This is a genomic window from Pantoea sp. SYBGC1, from assembly GCF_057197005.1.
Genome location: NZ_JBXUNM010000001.1, coordinates 621,053 through 641,968 on the forward strand (window position 1 = coordinate 621,053; position 20,916 = coordinate 641,968).

The 20,916-nt window shown below is 53.6% G+C and carries 21 protein-coding genes; 8 read left to right on the top strand and 13 right to left on the bottom strand.

Going from position 1 to position 20,916, the window contains the following annotated elements; genetic code table 11:
- Positions 1–16 precede the first annotated feature (16 nt).
- Positions 17–556, top strand: coding sequence for a septation protein A (locus AC2CF9_RS02890; protein WP_150016239.1), 540 nt, complete (start codon positions 17–19; stop codon positions 554–556).
- Positions 557–610: 54 nt separating this feature from the next.
- A complete protein-coding gene (gene yciA / locus AC2CF9_RS02895) occupies positions 611–1,027 on the top strand; it encodes an acyl-CoA thioester hydrolase YciA (RefSeq protein ID WP_150016240.1) in 417 nt (138 codons plus the stop codon).
- Positions 1,028–1,072: 45 nt separating this feature from the next.
- Here the strand turns inward: yciA and AC2CF9_RS02900 are convergent, their stop codons facing one another.
- Positions 1,073–1,804 (bottom strand): energy transducer TonB, encoded by a 732-nt coding sequence (locus AC2CF9_RS02900; protein ID WP_150016241.1) that lies wholly within the window; start codon positions 1,802–1,804, stop codon positions 1,073–1,075.
- Between the two features lie 204 nt (positions 1,805–2,008).
- Between AC2CF9_RS02900 and AC2CF9_RS02905 the strand changes: the two genes are divergently transcribed.
- Positions 2,009–2,305: a YciI family protein gene (locus AC2CF9_RS02905; RefSeq protein ID WP_039384635.1), complete on the top strand. Its 297-nt coding sequence runs from the start codon at positions 2,009–2,011 to the stop codon at positions 2,303–2,305.
- 3 nt (positions 2,306–2,308) lie between these two features.
- Positions 2,309–2,479, top strand: coding sequence for a hypothetical protein (locus AC2CF9_RS02910; RefSeq protein WP_190314905.1), 171 nt, complete (start codon positions 2,309–2,311; stop codon positions 2,477–2,479).
- Between the two features lie 20 nt (positions 2,480–2,499).
- Here AC2CF9_RS02910 and AC2CF9_RS02915 read toward each other — a convergent pair whose 3' ends face one another.
- Positions 2,500–2,673 carry a YciY family protein gene (locus tag AC2CF9_RS02915; RefSeq protein ID WP_128083772.1) on the bottom strand — a complete coding sequence of 58 codons (174 nt, stop codon included), beginning with the start codon at positions 2,671–2,673 and terminating at the stop codon, positions 2,500–2,502.
- Between the two features lie 163 nt (positions 2,674–2,836).
- Between AC2CF9_RS02915 and cls the strand changes: the two genes are divergently transcribed.
- Together cls and AC2CF9_RS02925 are read left to right on the top strand one after the other, a co-directional pair.
- Complete coding sequence (gene cls / locus AC2CF9_RS02920; RefSeq protein WP_039384637.1) at positions 2,837–4,297, top strand: cardiolipin synthase; 1,461 nt, start codon at positions 2,837–2,839, stop codon at positions 4,295–4,297.
- Between the two features lie 35 nt (positions 4,298–4,332).
- A complete protein-coding gene (locus AC2CF9_RS02925) occupies positions 4,333–4,662 on the top strand; it encodes an HI1450 family dsDNA-mimic protein (protein WP_199181676.1) in 330 nt (109 codons plus the stop codon).
- Between the two features lie 63 nt (positions 4,663–4,725).
- On the opposite strand, the gene oppF is transcribed toward AC2CF9_RS02925, so the two are convergent.
- From oppF to AC2CF9_RS02955, 6 genes are all read right to left on the bottom strand, one after another.
- Positions 4,726–5,730, bottom strand: a complete 1,005-nt coding sequence (gene oppF / locus AC2CF9_RS02930) for a murein tripeptide/oligopeptide ABC transporter ATP binding protein OppF (protein ID WP_150016242.1) — start codon at positions 5,728–5,730, stop codon at positions 4,726–4,728.
- Positions 5,727–6,743 (bottom strand): ABC transporter ATP-binding protein, encoded by a 1,017-nt coding sequence (gene oppD / locus AC2CF9_RS02935; RefSeq protein ID WP_150016243.1) that lies wholly within the window; start codon positions 6,741–6,743, stop codon positions 5,727–5,729. The genes oppF and oppD overlap by 4 nt, the downstream gene beginning before the upstream one ends.
- 11 nt (positions 6,744–6,754) lie before the next feature.
- Positions 6,755–7,663 (bottom strand): oligopeptide ABC transporter permease OppC, encoded by a 909-nt coding sequence (oppC, locus tag AC2CF9_RS02940; RefSeq protein ID WP_150016244.1) that lies wholly within the window; start codon positions 7,661–7,663, stop codon positions 6,755–6,757.
- Between the two features lie 15 nt (positions 7,664–7,678).
- Positions 7,679–8,599 (bottom strand): oligopeptide ABC transporter permease OppB, encoded by a 921-nt coding sequence (gene oppB, locus AC2CF9_RS02945; RefSeq protein WP_150016245.1) that lies wholly within the window; start codon positions 8,597–8,599, stop codon positions 7,679–7,681.
- Positions 8,600–8,680: 81 nt separating this feature from the next.
- On the bottom strand, positions 8,681–10,321 hold the full coding sequence (gene oppA / locus AC2CF9_RS02950; protein WP_484556218.1) for an oligopeptide ABC transporter substrate-binding protein OppA: 1,641 nt from the start codon (positions 10,319–10,321) through the stop codon (positions 8,681–8,683).
- A gap of 771 nt (positions 10,322–11,092) precedes the next feature.
- Complete coding sequence (locus AC2CF9_RS02955) at positions 11,093–11,740, bottom strand: YchE family NAAT transporter (protein ID WP_039384649.1); 648 nt, start codon at positions 11,738–11,740, stop codon at positions 11,093–11,095.
- A 386-nt stretch (positions 11,741–12,126) separates the two neighbouring features.
- On the opposite strand from AC2CF9_RS02955, the gene adhE reads away from it, so the two are divergent.
- Complete coding sequence (gene adhE / locus AC2CF9_RS02960) at positions 12,127–14,805, top strand: bifunctional acetaldehyde-CoA/alcohol dehydrogenase (protein ID WP_484556219.1); 2,679 nt, start codon at positions 12,127–12,129, stop codon at positions 14,803–14,805.
- Positions 14,806–14,856: 51 nt separating this feature from the next.
- Here adhE and tdk read toward each other — a convergent pair whose 3' ends face one another.
- Complete coding sequence (tdk, locus tag AC2CF9_RS02965) at positions 14,857–15,477, bottom strand: thymidine kinase (RefSeq protein ID WP_039384655.1); 621 nt, start codon at positions 15,475–15,477, stop codon at positions 14,857–14,859.
- Between the two features lie 372 nt (positions 15,478–15,849).
- Here tdk and hns point away from each other — a divergent pair, with 372 nt between their 5' ends.
- Complete coding sequence (gene hns / locus AC2CF9_RS02970) at positions 15,850–16,257, top strand: histone-like nucleoid-structuring protein H-NS (protein ID WP_150016248.1); 408 nt, start codon at positions 15,850–15,852, stop codon at positions 16,255–16,257.
- A 97-nt stretch (positions 16,258–16,354) separates the two neighbouring features.
- Here hns and AC2CF9_RS02975 read toward each other — a convergent pair whose 3' ends face one another.
- From AC2CF9_RS02975 to rssB, 4 genes are all read right to left on the bottom strand, one after another.
- Entirely contained in the window at positions 16,355–17,362 is a 1,008-nt protein-coding gene (locus AC2CF9_RS02975) for an NAD-dependent epimerase (RefSeq protein ID WP_150016249.1), read from the bottom strand.
- 14 nt (positions 17,363–17,376) lie between these two features.
- On the bottom strand, positions 17,377–18,717 hold the full coding sequence (locus tag AC2CF9_RS02980; protein WP_150016250.1) for a UDP-glucose dehydrogenase family protein: 1,341 nt from the start codon (positions 18,715–18,717) through the stop codon (positions 17,377–17,379).
- A 23-nt stretch (positions 18,718–18,740) separates the two neighbouring features.
- Positions 18,741–19,649, bottom strand: a complete 909-nt coding sequence (galU, locus tag AC2CF9_RS02985) for a UTP--glucose-1-phosphate uridylyltransferase GalU (protein WP_150016251.1) — start codon at positions 19,647–19,649, stop codon at positions 18,741–18,743.
- A 193-nt stretch (positions 19,650–19,842) separates the two neighbouring features.
- Positions 19,843–20,859 (bottom strand): two-component system response regulator RssB, encoded by a 1,017-nt coding sequence (gene rssB, locus AC2CF9_RS02990; RefSeq protein WP_484556220.1) that lies wholly within the window; start codon positions 20,857–20,859, stop codon positions 19,843–19,845.
- Positions 20,860–20,916: the final 57 nt, after the last annotated feature.

The following is a 20,916-nucleotide window of genomic DNA, read 5'->3' on the forward strand; positions in this document are numbered from 1 at the left end:
CCGGACTGGAAACGCTATGAAGCAGTTACTCGACTTTCTCCCCCTGGTCGTTTTTTTTGTTTTTTACAAACTCTACGACATCTACGTTGCATCGGGCGCGCTGGTGGTGGCTACCGGACTGGCGCTGGTAGTGAGCTGGGTGCTCTATCGCAAGCTGGAAAAGATGACCCTGTTTACCTTTGTCCTGGTGGCAGTGTTCGGTACCCTGACACTGGTGTTTCATAATGATGAATTCATCAAGTGGAAGGTCACCGTGATCTATTCGCTGTTTGCGCTCGCGCTGCTCTACAGCCAGTGGTTCATGCAGCAGCCCCTGATCCAGACCATGCTGGGAAAAGAGCTACAGCTGCCTGCCACGGTCTGGCGCCGGCTCAACATTGCCTGGGCGCTGTTCTTTCTGCTGTGCGGCCTTGCCAACGTCTATGTTGCGTTCTGGTTGCCACAGCCCGTTTGGGTAAACTTTAAAGTGTTTGGCCTGACAGGACTAACGCTGCTGTTTACCCTGCTGAGCGGGCTCTACATCTGGCGGCAGATGCCCCAGCAGGAATCAAAATAAGTTTCCCATCGCCCGGCAAGCCGGGCTTTTTTTCACCTGCAGAAGAACTGAGCAATGAACGATAAGCATAAGCAGCCTACGGGCGAAATGGTTTTGCGTACGCTGGCTATGCCAGCCGACACCAATGCCAACGGCGATATTTTTGGCGGCTGGCTAATGTCGCAGATGGACATGGGCGGTGCCATACTGGCAAAAGAGATTGCTGAAGGTCGCGTGGTCACGGTTCGCGTCGACGGCATGAGCTTTCTGAAGCCGGTCGCGGTAGGCGATGTGGTCAGCTGCCATGCGCACTGCCTGCGCACCGGAAACAGCTCAATGACCATCAATGTTGAGGTGTGGATTAAAAAGGTTTCATCAGAGCCGATAGGTCAGACTTACTGCGCCACCGAAGCGGTATTTGTTTACGTCGCAGTAGACAACAGCGGCAAGTCGCGTCCGCTGCCAGCAGATCGCGCTAACCGCAGCCACTGAGCGATGAAAAGCAGAGCGGTTTTTCCGGCCGCTCTGCTCTCCGCCCTACTCGATTTTTGCGCCGCCGTTAATACGGAAGACAATATTCATGGTAATCCCCTGGCCCGGCTGACCCGGCTGATAGCGCCACTTTTTAACCTGATCCTTTACGCTGCGCTCGAACATATTGCGCGGCTGTGCCGAAAGAATAGTGACGTTGCCAACCCGGCCGTCACTGTCGACATCAAATTTCACCCGTACATTACCCTCAATACGCAGTGCGGCCGCGCGTGCCGGATAGGCTGGTTTGCTGATGCTGAGCGCTTTCGGTCCGGTCGCTTTAACCGGTGCCGGAGCAGTAGCCGCTTTGGGTGCAGTGGCGGGCCGGGGCTGAGCTGCTGCGGTATCCTGCCTGAACGGATCGGCCCGATCCGGTGCCGGCTGACGGGGTGCTGGCGCCGGTTTTTTCTCTGTTTTTGGTTTTGGCTTTGGTTTCGGCTTTGGCTTCGGCTCCGGTTTTGCAACAGGAACCGGCTCTGCTTTTGGCGGCTCCGGGGTGGCCTGCGGCTCGGGTTCAGGCTCAGGCTGCGGTGCCGGTGCTACCACAGCCGGCGCAGGTTCCGGCTGCACCTCAGGCGCGACCATGGTAATGGCGATGGGCTGAGACGCGGCAGGCAGCTCACGGGACTGATGCAACGAGGCATAGAGAATGCCGGCAATAACGGACCCGTGCAGTACCACGGAGAGGATCAGTGAAACAGGCGTACGGGTCGGAAAAGGCGTAGTCAATGTCGTCATAGCAGCTGTGGTCATCGAGTGAGAAGATGATTTTAAATGCAAATAGCAATCAGTTTCAATAAGCAGCGTAAAAGTGCCCCGTTTCCTCTTTTTTTTAACCCCGCTTGCGCTGGCGCCGATTGCCCTGAGGTTTCGTTTGCACTCTGCCTGGCAATCCCTTAACGTGTCTCGCAATTTCGGCCAGTCTAACGGGAGTATCCCATCGTGCTTTACCTCATCTACGCGGAAGATACCGCAGATTCACTGGAAAAACGCAACAGCGTGCGCCCTGCGCACCTTGCTCGTCTGCAGCTGCTGCAGGATGAGGGACGACTGATTGTTGCCGGCCCGCTACCGGTGGTCGACAGCAACGATCCAGGCCCCGCCGGCTTTAGCGGCTCGGCGATTGTTGCGGAGTTTGATTCGCTGGAGGCGGCGCAATCCTGGGCTCAGGACGATCCTTACATCGCCGCCGGCGTTTATGAAAAAGTCACCGTTAAGCCGTTTAAGCGGGTGTTTTAATCCGTGATGTTATCGCTGCTGCTGCTGGTGGTGGCGCTGCTGCTTACCGGGCGCGCGCTCTGGATCTGGCGCCATCAGGGCTGGCTTCAGGCGCGCCAGCAGATTGTCATGCTGATAGTCCTGGCGGCGGCGGCGCAGATCGTCAACATTACGCTGATGCTGCGCGGCCATTAACGAACCCAGCCGCGCCGGCCTCACATATTCTGCGTAATAAACAGAATTGAACGGCGTTGCTGCTGCGCAACCTGGTGACGAATGGCATGGATGCGCTTATAGCGACGCGACTGACCTTCCAGCCAGCGGGCACGACGGCGATGCACCTGGCGTAACATTCTCCAGCGGGCCACTTCATTTCTGCTTCGTCTCATGACACTCTCTCAGTCCGGCATATTTCGGCACGCATTATAGTGATCTGCACAGAAATGCCAATTCGAAACCTTTATCGATAAATCTCAGGGCAGATTAAGGTTTCGCTACAGCGCATCAGCACGTAAACTTTGCCTACACATGCGCGAACAGGATGTCCACTCAATGACCACCTTTTATACCCTGATCAGTTGGTTACTGCTGTTTGGCTACTGGCTGCTGATTGCGGGTGTAACGCTGCGTATTCTGATGAAGCGTCGCGCAGTGACCTCAGCTATGGCCTGGCTGCTGATCATCTATATTCTGCCGCTGGTCGGAATTATCGCTTATCTCTCGTTCGGGGAGCTGCATCTTGGCAAGCGCCGGGCCGAGCGCGCCCGCACCATGTGGCCCTCCACGGCTAAGTGGCTCACCGACCTCAGGCAGTGCCGGCATATTTTTGCCACTGAGCATAGCGACGTTGCACGCTCGCTTTTTGACCTCTGCCGGCACCGGCAGGGGATCGCCGGCGTCAAAGGCAATCAGCTGCAGCTGCTGACCAGCAGCGATGAAGTGATGCAGGCGCTAATCCGTGATATTCAGCTGGCGCGTCATAATATCGAAATGGTGTTCTATATCTGGCAGCCGGGCGGCCTGGCCGACGATGTGGCAGAATCGCTGATGGCAGCCTCACGCCGGGGCGTGCACTGTCGTCTGATGCTCGATTCTGCCGGCAGCGTCGCCTTTTTCCGCAGTCCATGGGCGAATATGATGCGTAATGCCGGGATCGATGTGGTTGAGGCGCTGCAGGTCAGCCTGCTGCGCGTCTTTCTGCGGCGTATGGATCTGCGGCAGCACCGCAAAGTCGTGCTCATCGACAACTATATCGCCTACACCGGCAGCATGAACCTTGTCGATCCGCGTTTCTTTAAGCAGGATGCCGGTGTCGGGCAGTGGATCGATCTGATGGCGCGGATGGAGGGACCTGTTGCCACTACAATGGGGATCGTTTACGCCTGCGACTGGGAGATTGAGACCGGCAAGCGCATTCTGCCCCCGGCGCCAGACGGCAACATCATGCCGTTTGAACAGGAGAGCGGCCACACTATTCAGGTTATCGCTTCCGGGCCGGGTTTCCCGGAGGATATGATCCACCAGGCGCTGCTGACCGCGGTTTACTCCGCGCGCGAGCAGCTCATCATGACTACCCCCTATTTTGTTCCCAGCGACGATCTGCTGCACGCAATCTGCACGGCTGCGCTGCGCGGCGTTGAGGTCAGTATTATTGTTCCGCGTCACAACGATTCACTGCTGGTTGGCTGGGCCAGCCGGGCATTCTTTACGGAACTGCTGGAAGCGGGCGTAAAAATCTATCAGTTTGAAGATGGCCTGCTGCATACCAAAAGCGTGCTGGTTGACGGGCAGCTCAGCCTGGTGGGCACGGTGAACCTTGATATGCGCAGCCTGTGGCTCAATTTTGAGATAACCCTGGTGGTAGATGATGATGGTTTTGGCAGCGATCTCGCTACCGTGCAGGATGACTATATTGCCCGCTCGCGCCTGCTGGACAATGCCCGCTGGGCGAAACGTGCCTGGTGGCAGCGCATCGTTGAACGACTGTTTTACTTCTTTAGTCCATTACTGTAAAACGAGCGGAAAGATTACCGCCGCAGGATAAGCACATGACCATGGATTTAGATAACCGCCTGACCGATGATGAAACGCTGGAGCAGGCCTACGATATTTTTCTGGAGCTGGCGGGCGATAACCTCGATCCGGCTGATATTATTCTGTTTAACCTGCAGTTTGAAGAGCGTGGCGGCGCAGAGCTGTTTGACCCGTCGGAAGACTGGCAGGAACACGTTGATTTTGACTTAAATCCCGACTTTTTCTCAGAGGTTGTGATTGGTCTGGGTGAAGCCGATGGCGAACCTATCACGGATGTGTTTGCCCGCGTGCTGCTCTGCCGTGAGAAGGATCATAAGCTCTGCCATATTCTCTGGCGCGAATAAACCAGCAATAAAAACGCCGGGCTTTTGCCCGGCGTTTTACTGTTCAGCGCCTGCTGACTGGCGTCAGAGCGGATCCACTTTCAGGCAGGATACCGCATGGCGGAAACTGCCCTCCAGCAGCGGGCGGGTTTTGGCACATTCCGGCCCGGCAATCGGACAGCGGGTACGAAACACGCAGCCTGAAGGCGGATTGATGGGCGAAGGCAGCTCCCCGTCCAGCAGCTGGATCTGCTTATTCTTCTCCAGGTCAGGATCGGGAATCGGCACCGCCGACATCAGCGCCCGGGTATAGGGATGCTGCGGATCGTTGTATACCGCATCATAGGTGCCCAGCTCTACGGCATGACCCAAATACATCACCAGCACGCGATCGGAGATATGTTTCACCACCGCCAGATCGTGCGCAATAAATATCAGCGACAGCCCCATCTCGCGCTGCAGTTTCTGCAGCAGATTCACCACCTGCGCCTGGATAGAGACATCCAGTGCTGAGACTGGCTCATCACAGATAATCAGCTTCGGCTCCAGGATCAGCGCGCGCGCAATACCGATACGCTGACACTGGCCGCCTGAGAACTCATGCGGGTAGCGGTTGATAAGATTCGGCAGCAGGCCGACTTTCATCATCATCGCTTTGACCTTGTCTCTGACTTCCTGACGCGGCATTTTTGGATAATAGGTGCGCAGCGGTTCAGCAATGATGTCGCCGATGGTCATACGCGGGTTCAGTGACGCCAGCGGATCCTGAAAAATCATCTGAATATCGCTGCGGGCCTGACGCCACTCTTCCGCACTCTGCCCCAGCAGATCGCGTCCCAGCCAGGCGACACGCCCTTCGGTCGCTTTCACCAGCCCGATGATAGCGCGCGCCAGCGTCGATTTGCCGCAGCCCGACTCGCCTACCACACCCAGCGTCTCGCCCTCATACAGCCGCAGGCTGACACCATCCACCGCTTTCAGCGTCTTCGGCGGCTGCCAGAACCACTGTTTGCCATCTTTGATCTCAAAATGCACTTTAAGATCGGCTATCTCCAGCAGTACTTTTTTCTCTTCCGCAACGGTGCTCATACTAACTCCTCCACCGGTTTAAAGCAGGCGCGCAAACGTCCGTCGGCAAACGGCTCCAGCGGCGGCGAAGCGGCACAAATTTCCATTGCATAAGCGCAGCGTGGCTGGAACGGACAACCCTGCGGCAACCGCAGCAGGTTTGGCGGGTTACCGGGAATGGTCGTCAGAGATTCACCCTCTGCATCGAGTCGCGGTACCGCATTCAGCAGCCCGATAGAGTACGGATGCGCCGGCTGATAAAACACATCGCGGGCGCGGCCATACTCCATGGTGCGCCCGGCATACATCACCAGCACTTTGTCGCAGATCCCGGCTACGACGCCAAGATCGTGCGTGATCATAATAATGGCGGTGTTGAATTCGCGCTTCAGCTCGTTAAGCAGCGTCATGATCTGCGCCTGAACCGTTACATCCAGTGCGGTGGTGGGCTCATCGGCAATCAGCAGCTTAGGACGACACAGCAGCGCCATGGCAATCATCACGCGCTGGCGCATCCCGCCCGAAAATTCATGCGGATACATCTTCATCCGCTTCCGCGCTTCCGGCATTTTCACCGCATCCAGCATGCGTACCGACTCTTCAAAAGCCTGCGCGCTGTTCATGCCTTTATGCAGCTGCAGAACCTCCATCAGCTGCTCCCCTACCCGCATATAGGGATTAAGCGAGGTCATGGGGTCCTGAAATATCATGGCAATCTGCTCCGCGCGCAGCGTGTTCAGCTTGCCTTCGGGCAGGTTCAGGATCTCCTGCCCGTTAAACCGTGCCGATCCGTCAATGCGGCCGTTCTTGGCCAGCAGCCCCATCAGCGCAAATGCCGTCTGCGATTTGCCGGAGCCTGACTCACCTACAATGCCCAGGGTTTCCCCGGCACGCAGTGAAAAATTGAGATCGTTCACGGCGGTAACGTCGCCGTCGTGCGTCGTAAAGGTTACGCGCAGATCCTGCACATTCAGCAGCAGCTCCGGGCTTCCCGCCGGCACAGCACGCGCTGGCGTTGTGGTTTTAAAACTCATCGGGAAACTCCTTAGCGATCTTTCGGGTCGAGGGCATCACGCAGGCCATCGCCGATAAAGTTAAAGCAGAATAGCGTGACCACCAGAAAGCCGGCCGGGAACATCAGGAGCCACGGAGAAACCTCCATCGAGTTCGCTCCGTCACTCAGCAGCGCGCCCCAGCTACTAAGCGGCTCCTGCGTCCCCAGGCCCAGGAAGCTCAGAAAAGATTCAAACAGAATCATGCTGGGCACCAGCAGCGAGGCGTAGACCACTACGACGCCCAGTACGTTAGGCACAATGTGGCGCAGCACAATACTGGCCGTGGAGACGCCCCCTACCTGAGCCGCTTCGATAAACTCTTTGCGTTTTAGTCCCAGCGTCTGACCGCGCACAATACGCGCCATATCGAGCCAGGAGACCATGCCGATGGCGACAAAGATCAGCAGAATATTGCGGCCGAAAAAGGTCACCAGCAGGATCACAAAAAACATAAACGGAAAGGAGTTGAGGATCTCAAGAATACGCATCATCACCGAGTCGGTTTTGCCACCGAGATAGCCCGCCAGCGAGCCATAGAGCGTTCCCACCAGCACCGCAATCAGTGCAGAGGCGATGCCCACCATCAGTGAGATACGTCCGCCAATCGCCACCCGCACCAGCAGATCGCGCCCGGAGGAGTCTGTTCCAAACCAGTGCCCTGAGACCGTATCCGGCGGCGACGACATCATCGCCCAGTCGGTATCATCGTATTTAAACTGCGCCAGCATCGGCGCAAACACCACAAACAGGGCAATCAGCAACAGCACCAGCAGGCTGATTAGCGCCGCACGGTTGTGAATAAAGCGGCGGCGTGCATCCTGCCACAGGCTGCGCCCCTCCACCTCGAGCTTTTCGCTGAAGGCATCCACCACGTCACTGTTTTTTTTGCTTAACATCATGAGCGTGCTCCACCCTTAATAGCGAATCTTGGGATCAATAACGGCGTAAAGCACATCAACGATCGCATTAAACAGAATAGTCAGCACGCCGACCAGAATTGTCAGGCTCATTACCAGCGAGTAGTCACGATTTAGCGCACCGTTAACAAACAGCTGGCCGATACCGGGCAGGCCATAGATTGACTCAATCACCATTGAACCGGTAATGATGCCGACAAAGGCAGGACCCAGATAGGAGAGCACCGGCAAAAGCGCTGGCTTGAGCGCATGGCGCAGCACGATACGACGCAGCGGCAACCCTTTTGCCCGGGCTGTACGAATGAAGTTTGAGTGCATCACCTCAATCATGGAACCGCGTGTAATACGGGCGATACTGGCGATATAAGCGAGCGAGAGCGCCACCATCGGCAGCAGCATGTAATTCCACTGCCCGCCGTTCCAGCCGCCGCCCGGCAGCCAGCGCAGGGTAATGGCAAAGATCAGTACCAGCAGCGGCGCTACAACAAAGCTCGGGATAACAATGCCGGTCATCGCCACCCCCATGACGGCGTAGTCCCACAGGCTGTTCTGCTTCAGCGCCGCGATAACGCCAGCGGTTACGCCCAGGATCAACGCCAGGAAAAAGGCTGCCAGCCCCAGCTTCGCAGAGACCGGGAAGGCGTGCCCCACCAGATAGTTAACCGAATAGTCCTTATATTTGAAAGAGGGACCAAAATCGCCGTGCGCCAGCTGACCCAGATAACTCAGGTACTGTTTGCCAATGGGATCGTTGAGATGGTATTTGGCTTCAATATTGGCCATCACCTCAGGGGAGAGCGTGCGCTCGCCGGTAAACGGGCTGCCCGGCGCTAAACGCATCATAAAGAACGAGATGGTGATCAGAATAAAGAGCGTCGGAATCGCTTCCAGAAGCCGACGCAGAATAAATTTTAACATTGCCGTACCTGCCAGGCTGTTGCTTCACAAAATCAAAAAAGCGGCGCCGCAGCACCGCCACTGTCGATAGCCTGTGTGCTATTAGTGCTTAATGATGTACAGGTTCTTATCCAGCGTTTTATCCAGCGGATCGTTACCGGTGTAGCCGCCGACGTAAGGCTTAACCAGACGGGCGTTAACATAGTAATAGACCGGCACGATAGCGCTGTCTTTGTCCAGAATCTGCTCTGCCTGCTGGTAGTCAGCCACGCGCGCTTTTTCATCGGCAGCTTTCACGGCATCGTGGATCACTTTGTCAAAATCAGCGCTCTTGTAGTGCGCGGTATTACTGCTGCTGTCAGACAGCATGGTATTCAGGAAGGAGGTCGGTTCGTTATAGTCTGCGCACCAGGCCGCACGTGAAACGTCGTAGTTGCCCTGATGACGGGTATCCAGGAACGTTTTCCACTCCTGGTTCTCCAGCTTGATATTCACGCCGAGGTTCTTTTTCCAGATAGAAGACGCCGCGATTGCCAGTTTTTTATGCAGGTCTGAGGTGTTGTACAGCAGGTTAAACGTCAGTGGCTTATCTGCGGTATAGCCTGCTTCAGCCAGCAGTTTTTTCGCTTCTGCATTACGCTTGTTCTGATCCCATTTAAACCAGTCCGGCGGCAGCAGTTCCATGCCATCGGTTGCCGGCGGTGTATAGCTGTAGGCGGGCAGCTGACCCTGCGCCAGTACCTTATTCACCATGATGTCGCGATCCAGACCCAGCTTCAGCGCGGTGCGCACGCGGGCATCAGTGAAAGGCGCTTTCTGGTTATTGATCTCGTAGTAATAGGTGCAGAGATACGGTTTTACCATCAGCTCTTTGCCATTGTCGCGCTGCAGCTTTTTGAACAGCTCAATCGGCATATTGTTATAGGTGATGTCGCTGCCATTTTCAGAGAAGTAGCGGTTCACATCGCTCACTTCTGAGTTGATGGGCAGGAAGGTGACTTTGTTCAGTACCGTATGTTCGTTATCCCAGTATTGCGGGTTGCGTACCAGCGTGACGCGCTCGTTGATAACGTGCGCCTCCAGTTTAAACGCGCCGTTACCCACCCAGTTCTGCGGCTGCGTCCACTGATCGCCCGATTTTTCGATTGCAGGCTTATAGACCGGTGACATCACAGCATTGATCAGCAGCTTATAAAAGTAAGGTACCGGCTGGCTTAGCGTAACTTCCAGCGTATGATCGTCCAGCGCTTTTACGCCCAGTTCAGAGGTCGGCTTTTTACCGGCAATAATTTCATCAACGTTAGCGATATGGCCATACTGCGGATAGCTGGCATAAGGTGACGCCGTTTTCGGGTCAACCAGACGCAGCCAGCTGTAGACGAAATCCTGTGCGGTAACCGGCTCGCCATTAGACCATTTGGCATTTTTACGCAGGTGGAAAGTCCAGACTTTAAAATCTTTGTTTTCCCAGCTCTCTGCCACGCCCGGAACCGGTTTGCCTCTGGCATCGCTGACGATAAGCCCTTCATAGAGATCGCGGGCAATATTATCTTCCGGTACGCCCTCAATTTTATGCGGATCGAGCGACTGAACTTCGTCACCGTTACCGCGCACCAGCTCCTGTTTGGCAGCCAGCTCAACGCCAGCCGGTACCGTTGCAGCCAGCGCAGCGTTCCCTGCCAGAGAGGCAATTGCGGCCAGAACGCCGGCCGCAATCAGACTTTTTTTCGTGATGTTGTTCATTGTTATGCTCCAGTTTTATTATTGTCGTCGGTGCGCTATCGCGCCTGACGTATCCCGTTTACCGGGCGATCTTCGTTTCGTTCGAGCGAAGACCCCTTTCCCCTTCCGGGTGACTTCAGCAAGCCGCCAGCGGGTAGTGATATTTGCTGACGACTCACTCACTGTTTTTTTGATAAAGAGAGCGTTCAGCCGTTAGTTTCTGATCCGCGTTGCCGATATAGCTGCGTCCGCGTGCTAATAAGCAAAAACCGTACACATCTGCTGAGAGAGCGATAAAAATCCTGAGAGTGCCAGAAATTATCAGAAGCTATCCCGTTGCGCCAAAGCCAATGCAGAAAAATGTTAGCTATTTCTCTTTTATCATGTCCGGGATAACGTTGAAAGCGTTAATTATTTCTGCTAAATATCAGTTAATGCTTTGATAAATATGATTATTGTCTCGATTCTGGCGATTATGCGCGCACTAATTTAATGCAAAACTCATTTTGCGCAAATGTATTGTATTTTCACTTCAAAGCGGAATATTCAGCGAATTCTTTGCAAGAGAGGCACAGCTAATCACTTTCAGCGCCTGTTTGGCAGCAGGTAAATCTGTGACAATAATCACATTAATAAGCGGATATTAAGCAGGGATAACTGACTGAGTAGTAAAAGTGATAAAAACGAGCCTGCAAGTAGCCCGATAAATAATTTCACCAAAAAGGTGCACCTGCACGTTGTGATGCACCTTTTTAGTTCATGAAGATCTTTTTCAGCAAAAAACAGGTCAGACTAATTCAGTAATCCCGGAAAAATCGCTTTTATGCCGGTGACGACAAATTCAATCCCTAACGCCATCAATAACAACCCCATAATACGGGTAATGACGTTAATTCCGGTCTGACCCAATATCCGTACCATTAACGGCGCCGCTCTGAACAGTAACCAGCAGCAAAAGGCGAAAACCGCAATCGCCAGCGTAAAACCCAGCAAATTAAGCCAGCTGTGATAGCGCGAACTCCAGACGATAGTGGAGCTGATAGCCCCCGGCCCTGCCATGAGCGGCAGCGCCAGCGGGACAACACCGATGCTTTCACGGATAGCCGTTTCTGATTTTTCCTGCTTGTTTTGCTTATCTTCACCCAGCTTGCCGCTGATCATTGACATCGCAATAGTCACCACCAGTATGCCGCCTGCGATTCGAAAGGAGTCGATTGAGATACCAAACAGATGCAGGATCCCATCGCCAAGAAACAGCGAGGTCCAGAGAATAATCGCGACCGCAAGGTTAGCTGTAAGATTGGTTTTGTTGCGTTCAGCCACCGCCTGATAGCGGGTCATGCTGATAAAAACCGGAATAATGCCTACCGGATTTACCAGCGCAAACAGGCCGACAAAAAATTTTATGTAGCCGGAGAGATCGAGTAGCACAGGGGTCACAACAGGCTCCTGAAAAAGTCAAAAAAACGCGCTTAATGTAGTGCATATGTCTGCTGAAAAACAGCGGATATGGCAGAAATATCTGCTATGTGTCCGCCGCATTGATGGCATAAAAATCTGGCTGTTTTCAGATACGCCTGCAGAACAGTAGCGTCTAAAAAACGGCATCTTTAGTCGTAAACGATCTGGCTGACCGCCAACCGCTGCAGCCTCTCTTGATCTGCATCATGATTACGCCCCGCCACCAGCGCTACGCTGGGTGCAGTAAATCATTCACGTCAGACCTTTTTACTAAACAGACGGGCCTGCCCTGTCAAACCTTAGCTGATTTCTTTCTCTGCACCGGCCTGTTTATTAAAAAAGTTTAACTTCCTCAGGAGAGTATTATGGCCGTAACCAATGTTGCCGAACTCAATGCACTGGTTGAACGTGTAAAACGCGCGCAGCGCGAATTTGCCAGTTTTAGCCAGGAGCAGGTTGATGCAATTTTTCGCGCCGCGGCGCTGGCGGCAGCTGACGCCCGCATTCCGCTGGCTAAGATGGCGGTAGCGGAATCAGGCATGGGTATTATTGAAGATAAAGTGATCAAAAATCATTTCGCTTCAGAATATATCTACAACGCGTACAAAGATGAAAAAACCTGTGGCGTGCTGGCAAGCGATGATACCTTTGGCACCATTACCATTGCCGAACCCATTGGCCTCATCTGTGGTATCATCCCTACCACCAACCCCACCTCCACCGCTATTTTCAAGGCGCTTATCAGCCTGAAAACCCGCAACGGCATTATTTTTTCACCGCATCCGCGCGCGAAAAATGCCACCAATAAAGCAGCCGATATCGTGCTGCAGGCGGCTATTGCTGCGGGTGCTCCCAGAGATATTATCGGCTGGATCGATGCGCCTTCGGTCGAACTCTCCAGTCAGCTCATGCATCATCCGGATATTAACCTGATTCTGGCAACCGGCGGCCCGGGCATGGTTAAAGCGGCCTATAGCTCAGGTAAACCGGCGATTGGCGTTGGCGCGGGCAATACGCCGGTCGTGATTGATGAAACCGCTGACATCAAACGCGCGGTCGCTTCCATTCTGATGTCTAAAACGTTCGATAACGGCGTGATCTGTGCCTCTGAGCAATCGGTCATTATTGTTGATGCAGTCTATGACGCGGTCCGCGAACGTTTTGCCAGCCACGGCGGCTATCTGCTGCAGGGCCATGAGCTGAGCGCGGTTCAGAATATCCTGCTGAAAAATGGCGCGCTGAACGCGGCAATTGTGGGCCAGCCCGCCTGCAATATTGCTGCGCTTGCCGGCATCAGCGTCCCGCCGGGCACCAAAATTTTAATTGGCGAGGTGTCAGCCGTTGATGAATCGGAGCCTTTTGCCCATGAAAAGCTCTCGCCGACGCTGGCGATGTATCGGGCAAAAGATTATGCGGACGCGGTAGCAAAAGCAGAGAAGCTGGTCGCAATGGGCGGCATTGGCCACACATCCTGTCTCTACACCGATCAGGATAATGAGGCTGGGCGGATCCACTATTTTGGCGACAAAATGAAAACGGCCCGCATCCTGATCAACACCCCGGCTTCACAGGGCGGCATTGGCGATCTTTACAACTTCAAACTTGCCCCTTCCCTGACGCTGGGCTGCGGCTCCTGGGGGGGTAACTCCATCTCTGAAAACGTGGGCCCTAAACACTTAATCAATAAGAAAACCGTGGCTAAGCGAGCAGAAAATATGTTGTGGCATAAGTTACCGAAGTCTATCTACTTCCGCCGCGGCTCTCTTCCGATTGCGCTGGAAGAGGTTGCTGCTGAGGGAGCGAAGCGCGCGTTTATCGTTACCGATCGCTTTCTGTTTAATAACGGCTATGCCGAGCGGGTTACGCGGGTGCTGAAATCACAGGGAATCGAAACCGAGATATTCTTTGAAGTGGAAGCCGATCCGACCCTGAGCATTGTGCGTAAGGGCGCAGAGCAGATGCACAGTTTCCGGCCTGACGTGATTATCGCCCTGGGCGGTGGTTCACCGATGGACGCAGCGAAAATCATGTGGGTCATGTATGAGCATCCGGAAACGCATTTTGAAGAGCTGGCGCTGCGCTTTATGGATATCCGTAAACGTATCTACAAATTCCCGAAAATGGGCGTGAAAGCGCGCATGGTCGCGATCGCCACCACTTCGGGCACCGGCTCAGAAGTCACTCCGTTTGCCGTTGTCACCGATGACGCCACCGGGCAAAAATATCCGCTGGCAGACTACGCTTTAACGCCGGATATGGCGATCGTTGATGCCGACCTGGTGATGGATATGCCGCGCTCGCTCTGCGCCTTTGGCGGCCTCGATGCGGTGACGCATGCGCTGGAGGCTTACGTCTCGGTGCTTGCCAGTGAGTACTCAGACGGACAGGCACTGCAGGCGCTGAAGCTGCTTAAAGAGAATCTGCCCGCCAGCTATCGCGATGGCGCGAAAAATCCGGTTGCGCGTGAACGCGTACACAACGCGGCGACTATCGCCGGCATTGCCTTTGCCAACGCTTTCCTCGGGGTGTGCCACTCTATGGCCCATAAGCTTGGCTCAGAGTTTCATATCCCGCACGGGCTGGCAAACGCGCTGCTTATCGGTAACGTCATCCGCTATAACGCCAATGATAACCCGACGAAACAGACGGCGTTCAGCCAGTATGACCGCCCGCAGGCACGGCGCCGCTACGGGGAAATTGCTGACCATCTCGGCCTGACTCAGCCCGGGGATCGCACGGCGCAGAAAATCGAAAAACTGCTGGCGTGGCTGGATGAAATGAAAACGCAGCTCGGTATTCCCGCTTCTATTCGGGAAGCAGGTGTGCAGGAGGCGGATTTCCTGGCGAAAGTGGATAAGCTGGCTGAAGACGCTTTTGACGATCAGTGCACCGGTGCCAATCCGCGCTATCCATTAATCGCTGAGCTAAAACAGATTATGCTGGATACGTTCTACGGACGTGATTATTCAGAAACGGACATACCCTCTGCAGAAATCTGCGAGTTGCAGTCCGCTGCCCGTGAAAAAAAAGTAAAGAAAGCGTAGTCCGCTGAAAATAAAAAACCCGCCGCGGCGGGTTTTTTTATGTCTGGCTGATTAAACCGGTGGCGGATTAGCGCCATATATGGCCTCACGCGTACCCAGATTAATCGCCTGTTTGTAATGTTTCCGGCATACGGATATATAACGCTCATTACCGCCAATTACGACCTGCTCACCTTCGCTGAACGGTCTGCCCTCCCCGTCAAGGCGCAGCACCATGCTCGCCTTACGACCGCAGTGGCAAATTGTTTTAAGCTCAACCAGTTTGTCGGCCCAGGCAAGAAGATACTGGCTGCCGGTGAAGAGCTCACCGCGGAAGTCAGTACGCAGACCGTAGCAGAGAACCGGAATATCAAGATTGTCCGCCACGTCAGAGAGCGCATACACCTGCTCACGCGTCAGAAACTGGCTTTCGTCAACCAGCACACAGTGTACGGGCTGGCGCGCATGCTCTTCCGCAATGGCTTCGGCCAGTTCTGTTTTGTCATTATACAGACAGGCAGGCGAAGAGAGTCCGATTCGTGAGCTGACCACGCCGGCACCAAATCTATCGTCTATCTCTGCGGTATAGACCAGGGTACGCATGCCGCGCTCCTGATAGTTATAAGAAGATTGCAGCAGCGCGGTGGATTTACCCGCATTCATCGCCGAATAATAGAAATAGAGTTGAGCCACTTACCAGTCTCTCCGGGGATACTAAATTCAGAAGGCGGCAGTTTAACACAAATGTATTGCCGCAGAGCACCTTACAAACGACAGGTTTACCGCAGCAGAAAACCACGCTGCTGGTCGCTGAAAATCAATGCCGGCGCGCTGCGGTTAAATCACTAATAGCGGTTAAATTAATCTCAGTTAAATGGAATAGCCGTCACGCAATGAGACATATCGCAGATAATTTATGCAGCTCAGCCATAGATAATTAACTCTGCTGACATAACCAAAAAATAAATAAATCTCCTCACTCAGGTTTCACTATTGCAGTTATATATTCCCGCCACTATTATGGAACAGATTAACCACTCCTTTTTATATTCTGAGATAAGAACAATGAGCGAAGCACTTAAAATCCTTAATAATATCCGTACATTGCGTGCTCAGGCGCGCGAATGCTCTCTTGAAACCCTGGAAGAGATGCTGGAAAAACTTGACGTAGTGGTTAATGAGCGCCGTGAAGAAGAGAGTCATGCTCAGGCTGAAAATGCTGAACGCAGCCGCAAACTGGAACAGTATCGTGAAATGTTGCTGGCTGACGGCATCGATCCTAATGAACTACTGAACGCGTTATCAGAAAACAAAACGGTGACTAAAGCACGTCGCGCTGCCCGTCCTGCCAAGTACAGCTACGTAGATGAAAATGGTGAAAACCGCACCTGGACCGGTCAGGGACGCACGCCTGCCGTAATTAGAAAAGCGATCGAAGAAGACGGTAAACAGCTGGACGATTTCCTGCTGTAATCCGCGCGCGCTTCGTTTTTACTGTCTGCACTTTTACTGCAATATTCGTTTCGCCAGGTAAAAAAAAGGAAGCCCGCGGCTTCCTTTTTTTATGCGCTTACTTCTGATAAAAATCGCGATACCAGTCAACAAACTGCTGTACGCCCTGCTCAACGCTGGTCTGCGGCCGGAAATTAATGGCGTCGTAGAGAGGCTGCGTATCTGCGCTGGTGCCCAGTACATCGCCGGGCTGCATCGGCAGCATGTTCTTCTGCGCCTCAATGCCGAGCGCTTTTTCCAGCGACTCTATATAGGTCATCAGGCGCGTGGGCTGACTGTTGCCAATGTTATACACCCGATACGGCGCAGAGCTGCTGGCGGGTGAGCCGTGCTCCACGCTCCATGCGCTGTCAGGTTGGGGTACCACCGCCTGCAGGCGAACAATCGCCTCAGCGATATCATCGATATAGGTAAAGTCGCGCGTCATCTCACCGCGGTTATAGACGTCTATCGCCTCGCCTGCCAGCATTGCACGGGTAAATTTAAACAGCGCCATATCGGGCCGGCCCCACGGGCCATACACGGTAAAGAAACGCAGTCCGGTTGTCGGCAGCTGATAAAGATGCGAATAAGTATGCGACATCAGTTCGTTGGCTTTTTTCGTCGCCGCATAGAGGGAAACCGGGTGATCAACGCTGTCATCGGTGGAGAACGGCATTTTGCGGTTCAGCCCATAAACTGAGCTTGAGGAGGCATAAAGAAGATGGCCAATCTTATGGTGACGGCAGCCTTCCAGAATATTCAGATGACCGGTGAGGTTAGCATCTGCATAAGCGTGCGGGTTATCGATTGAGTAACGCACACCCGCCTGCGCGGCGAGATGGATAACGCGCTCAAACGCGTGCTGTTCAAACAGGGAGGAAATGGCCTGGCGATCGGCCAGGTCCATTTTGATAAAGGTAAACGCGGGATGCGGTAAAATCTGATCGAGGCGAGCCTGTTTCAGGCTGACATCATAATAGTCATTCAGGTTGTCGATACCAACAACCTGGTGACCGGCAGCGAGCAAACGCTGACTTACGTGAAAACCGATAAATCCTGCTGCGCCGGTAACCAGAAAATTCATACATCCCTCATTTATTACGCAATTTGAATAGACGCTCCGCGGCCGATTGCATAATAAACGAAACCGCGTTTGCTGATACGCTCTGGATCATACAGGTTACGGCCATCAAAAATCACGGGTTGTTTTAACGCATTTTTAATTACGTCAAAATCAGGCGCCCGGAAATTCTGCCATTCGGTACAGATAACCAGACCATCAGCGCCCTGCAGTGCGGCTTCTTTAGTCCCTGTGAGTTTCAGATCGTCACGGTGACCATAGATGCGCTGCGCTTCTTCCATCGCTTCCGGATCGTAAGCCTGAACCGTAGCACCCGCTTCCCATAACGCTTCCATCAGCACACGGCTGGAGGCTTCACGCATATCGTCGGTGTTGGGTTTAAACGCCAGGCCCCACAGCGCAAACGTCTTGCCGCGCAGATCGTCACCAAAATGGCGCTTGATAAAGGCAGGCAGTTTGTTTTTCTGCGCGTCATTGACCTCTTCCACCGCCTGCAGCAGGCGTGGTTTATAGCCAATAGACTCTGCTGTACGGATCAGCGCCTGCACATCTTTCGGGAAGCAGGAACCACCGTAGCCGCAGCCCGGATAGATAAAGTGATAGCCGATACGGGAATCAGAACCGATACCCTGACGGACTTTCTCCACGTCAGCGCCCAGCAGCTCAGCGAGATTAGAGATCTCGTTCATAAAGCTGATTTTGGTCGCCAGCATGCAGTTTGCCGCATATTTTGTCAGCTCTGCACTGCGGATATCCATCAGGATCATGCGATCGTGGTTACGGTTGAACGGCTCATAGAGCTCGCGCAGCAGTTCCACCACATCCTCATTGTCAGTACCGACAACGATGCGCTCTGGTCGCATGCAGTCATTAACGGCCGCACCCTCTTTGAGGAATTCCGGGTTGGAAACCACATCGAAAGCAACGCTGGCACCACGCTGTTTCAGCGTATCCTGCATCACACTGCGTACGCGATCGGCTGTGCCGACTGGTACCGTTGATTTATCGATAACGACTTTGTGATCGTTCATATGTTCTGCAATCGTGCGCGCAACCGCGGTCACATATTTCAGATCGGCAGAACCATCTTCATCAGGCGGTGTGCCAACAGCAATAAACTGCATCACCCCGTGATTAACGCCCTCTTTGGCGTCAGTGCTGAATTTCAGGCGGCCCGATTCATAGTTGGACATCACCAGCGGCGTCAGACCCGGTTCGAAAATCGGGATGATACCTTTTTTCAGGTTTTCGACTTTGTTAGCGTCGACATCAATACAGAGAACGTCATGTCCGACTTCGGCCAACACCGCAGCCTGAACCAGACCGACATAGCCGATACCAAATACAGTGACTTTCATTAAATTATCCTGTGCATAATGAATTACTTTTTATTGCCTACTGCGTTGTCCAGCCACTGTGCAAAATCTTTGCCCAGCACCGGGTGACGTACGCCGTACTCAACAAAAGCCTGCATGTAACCCAGCTTGTTACCACAGTCGTGGCTGACGCCAGTCAGGTGATAAGCTTCTACAGTCTCTTTTTCCATCAGCATAGCGATAGAGTCGGTCAGCTGAACTTCGCCGCCTGCACCCGGAGGGGTTTTAGCCAGCAGAGGCCAGATATCAGCAGAGAGAACGTAACGACCCACGACCGCAAGGTTAGAAGGCGCTTCACTCGCTTTTGGCTTCTCAACAACACCAACCATTGGTGCACTCTGGCCCGCGCTCAGTTCGGCGCCTTTGCAGTCAACCACACCGTATGCGGTCACGTCTGCTACTGGCTCAACCATGATCTGGCTGTGACCGGTTTCTTCAAAACGCGCCAGCATCTCTGCCAGGTTGTCTTTAGTCGGGTTTGACTCATATTCGTCGATGATAACGTCTGGCAGAATGACCGCTACCGGCTCATCGCCTACCAGCGGATGTGCACACATGACCGCATGGCCCAGACCTTTAGCGATACCCTGACGCACCTGCATAATGGTGACGTGTGGCGGGCAGATAGACTGGATTTCATCCAGCAGCTGACGCTTTACACGCTTCTCCAGCATGGCTTCCAGTTCGAAACTGGTATCAAAGTGGTTTTCGATTGAGTTTTTAGAAGAGTGCGTAACCAGCACAATTTCGTTAATGCCCGCAGCAATACACTCATTTACGACATACTGGATCAACGGCTTATCGACCAGCGGTAACATCTCTTTTGGAATAGCTTTGGTCGCTGGCAGCATACGCGTACCTAAACCTGCAACCGGGATTACCGCTTTTTTTACTTTTGACTTATAGGCAGACATCAAATACCTCTCTTAATAGGCCGCTCAAGTTAATACTTGATATGTCGGTTTAAAAAACGAAATGAGTATATCAGTTAGTATCAGGCGGAATTATCCTGGATAAAGTTAATCCATGGAATTTAAGACTTTTACCCAAGTGTAAAGGATAGGTCTGGCGCTGTCGCTCAACTGATTTAACCCGCTGTTTAACTGCTTATTCTTCACCCGATAACATCAGACGGAGCCTCCCTCCGGCGCCCCAGACGTGGCATTGCCAGGCGCCCGTATGCTGAGAAATCTGATTAAGATGGGTCCCCCCCATCGTGCCCAGCGGTACACCGCTGTTTAACTGCAGCTGCTGCGTTTCCATGTGCAGCGTGGCATTAAGTCCTGCTGAAACCAGAATTAATTTGCGCAATTCGCGATGATAGTATCCCACCAGAAGCGGGAACTGCCCGGTAAGGTTTGCCTGGCGCAGCAGCATATTCACCTGACGCAGCAGGCCGTTGAGTTCCGGCAGCCGATGATGCTGTCCGGACAGCTGCTCCTGCAGTAAACCGTTGAACAGCGCCCGCAGCAGCAGCGCGGCCAGCACGCCGTTGTCGCCCGCCCGGGTAACATCCAGACAGTAAAAGGCGAGATCTTTATCAGAGAGCGCAGCGATATCTAGTACCAGCCCTGGCTGTTCCGCCATGGTCAGCTGTCGGTAGTTAATGCGGCAGTGCGCAATGGTTTGCTGCACCGGCGGCTGCAGCTGCTTCAGCAGTTTTGCCGCGGCGATCGGATCGCGGGCCAGCGCATCCCAGTCCTGAAACAGCTGCTCATCCTCCTCCACTTTGGAGGTGAACATCGAGGGATAAAGACACTCAAACACAGCCTCGCGGAAGCGTTCGATATTTTTTAGCGGTTTCAGTAATACATCCTGCACGCCAAGCCGCAGCACATGCGCGATATCAGCCATATTCTGGGTGGCGGATATGACCAGCACAGGCACCATATTCCCCTGACTGCGCAGATGCTCAACAAACGCAATACCGCCCATCCGGGGCATTTCCAGATCGCAAATCACCAGATCGGCGCTGTGCGACGACAGAACGTCGAGACCTTCCAGCCCGTCGCCAGCCTGCAGGGCTGTTGCCCCCAAACTGGTCAGTACATTTTCCAGCAATGAACGGAAAACGACCTCATCTTCGACAATGAGAATCTTTTTGCCGAGTAGTGGTTTTTCCATTCTCTCCCCCTGCGTACCAGATATTGCAATAGTGGTTCATAAAATGCAGTTGCGCCT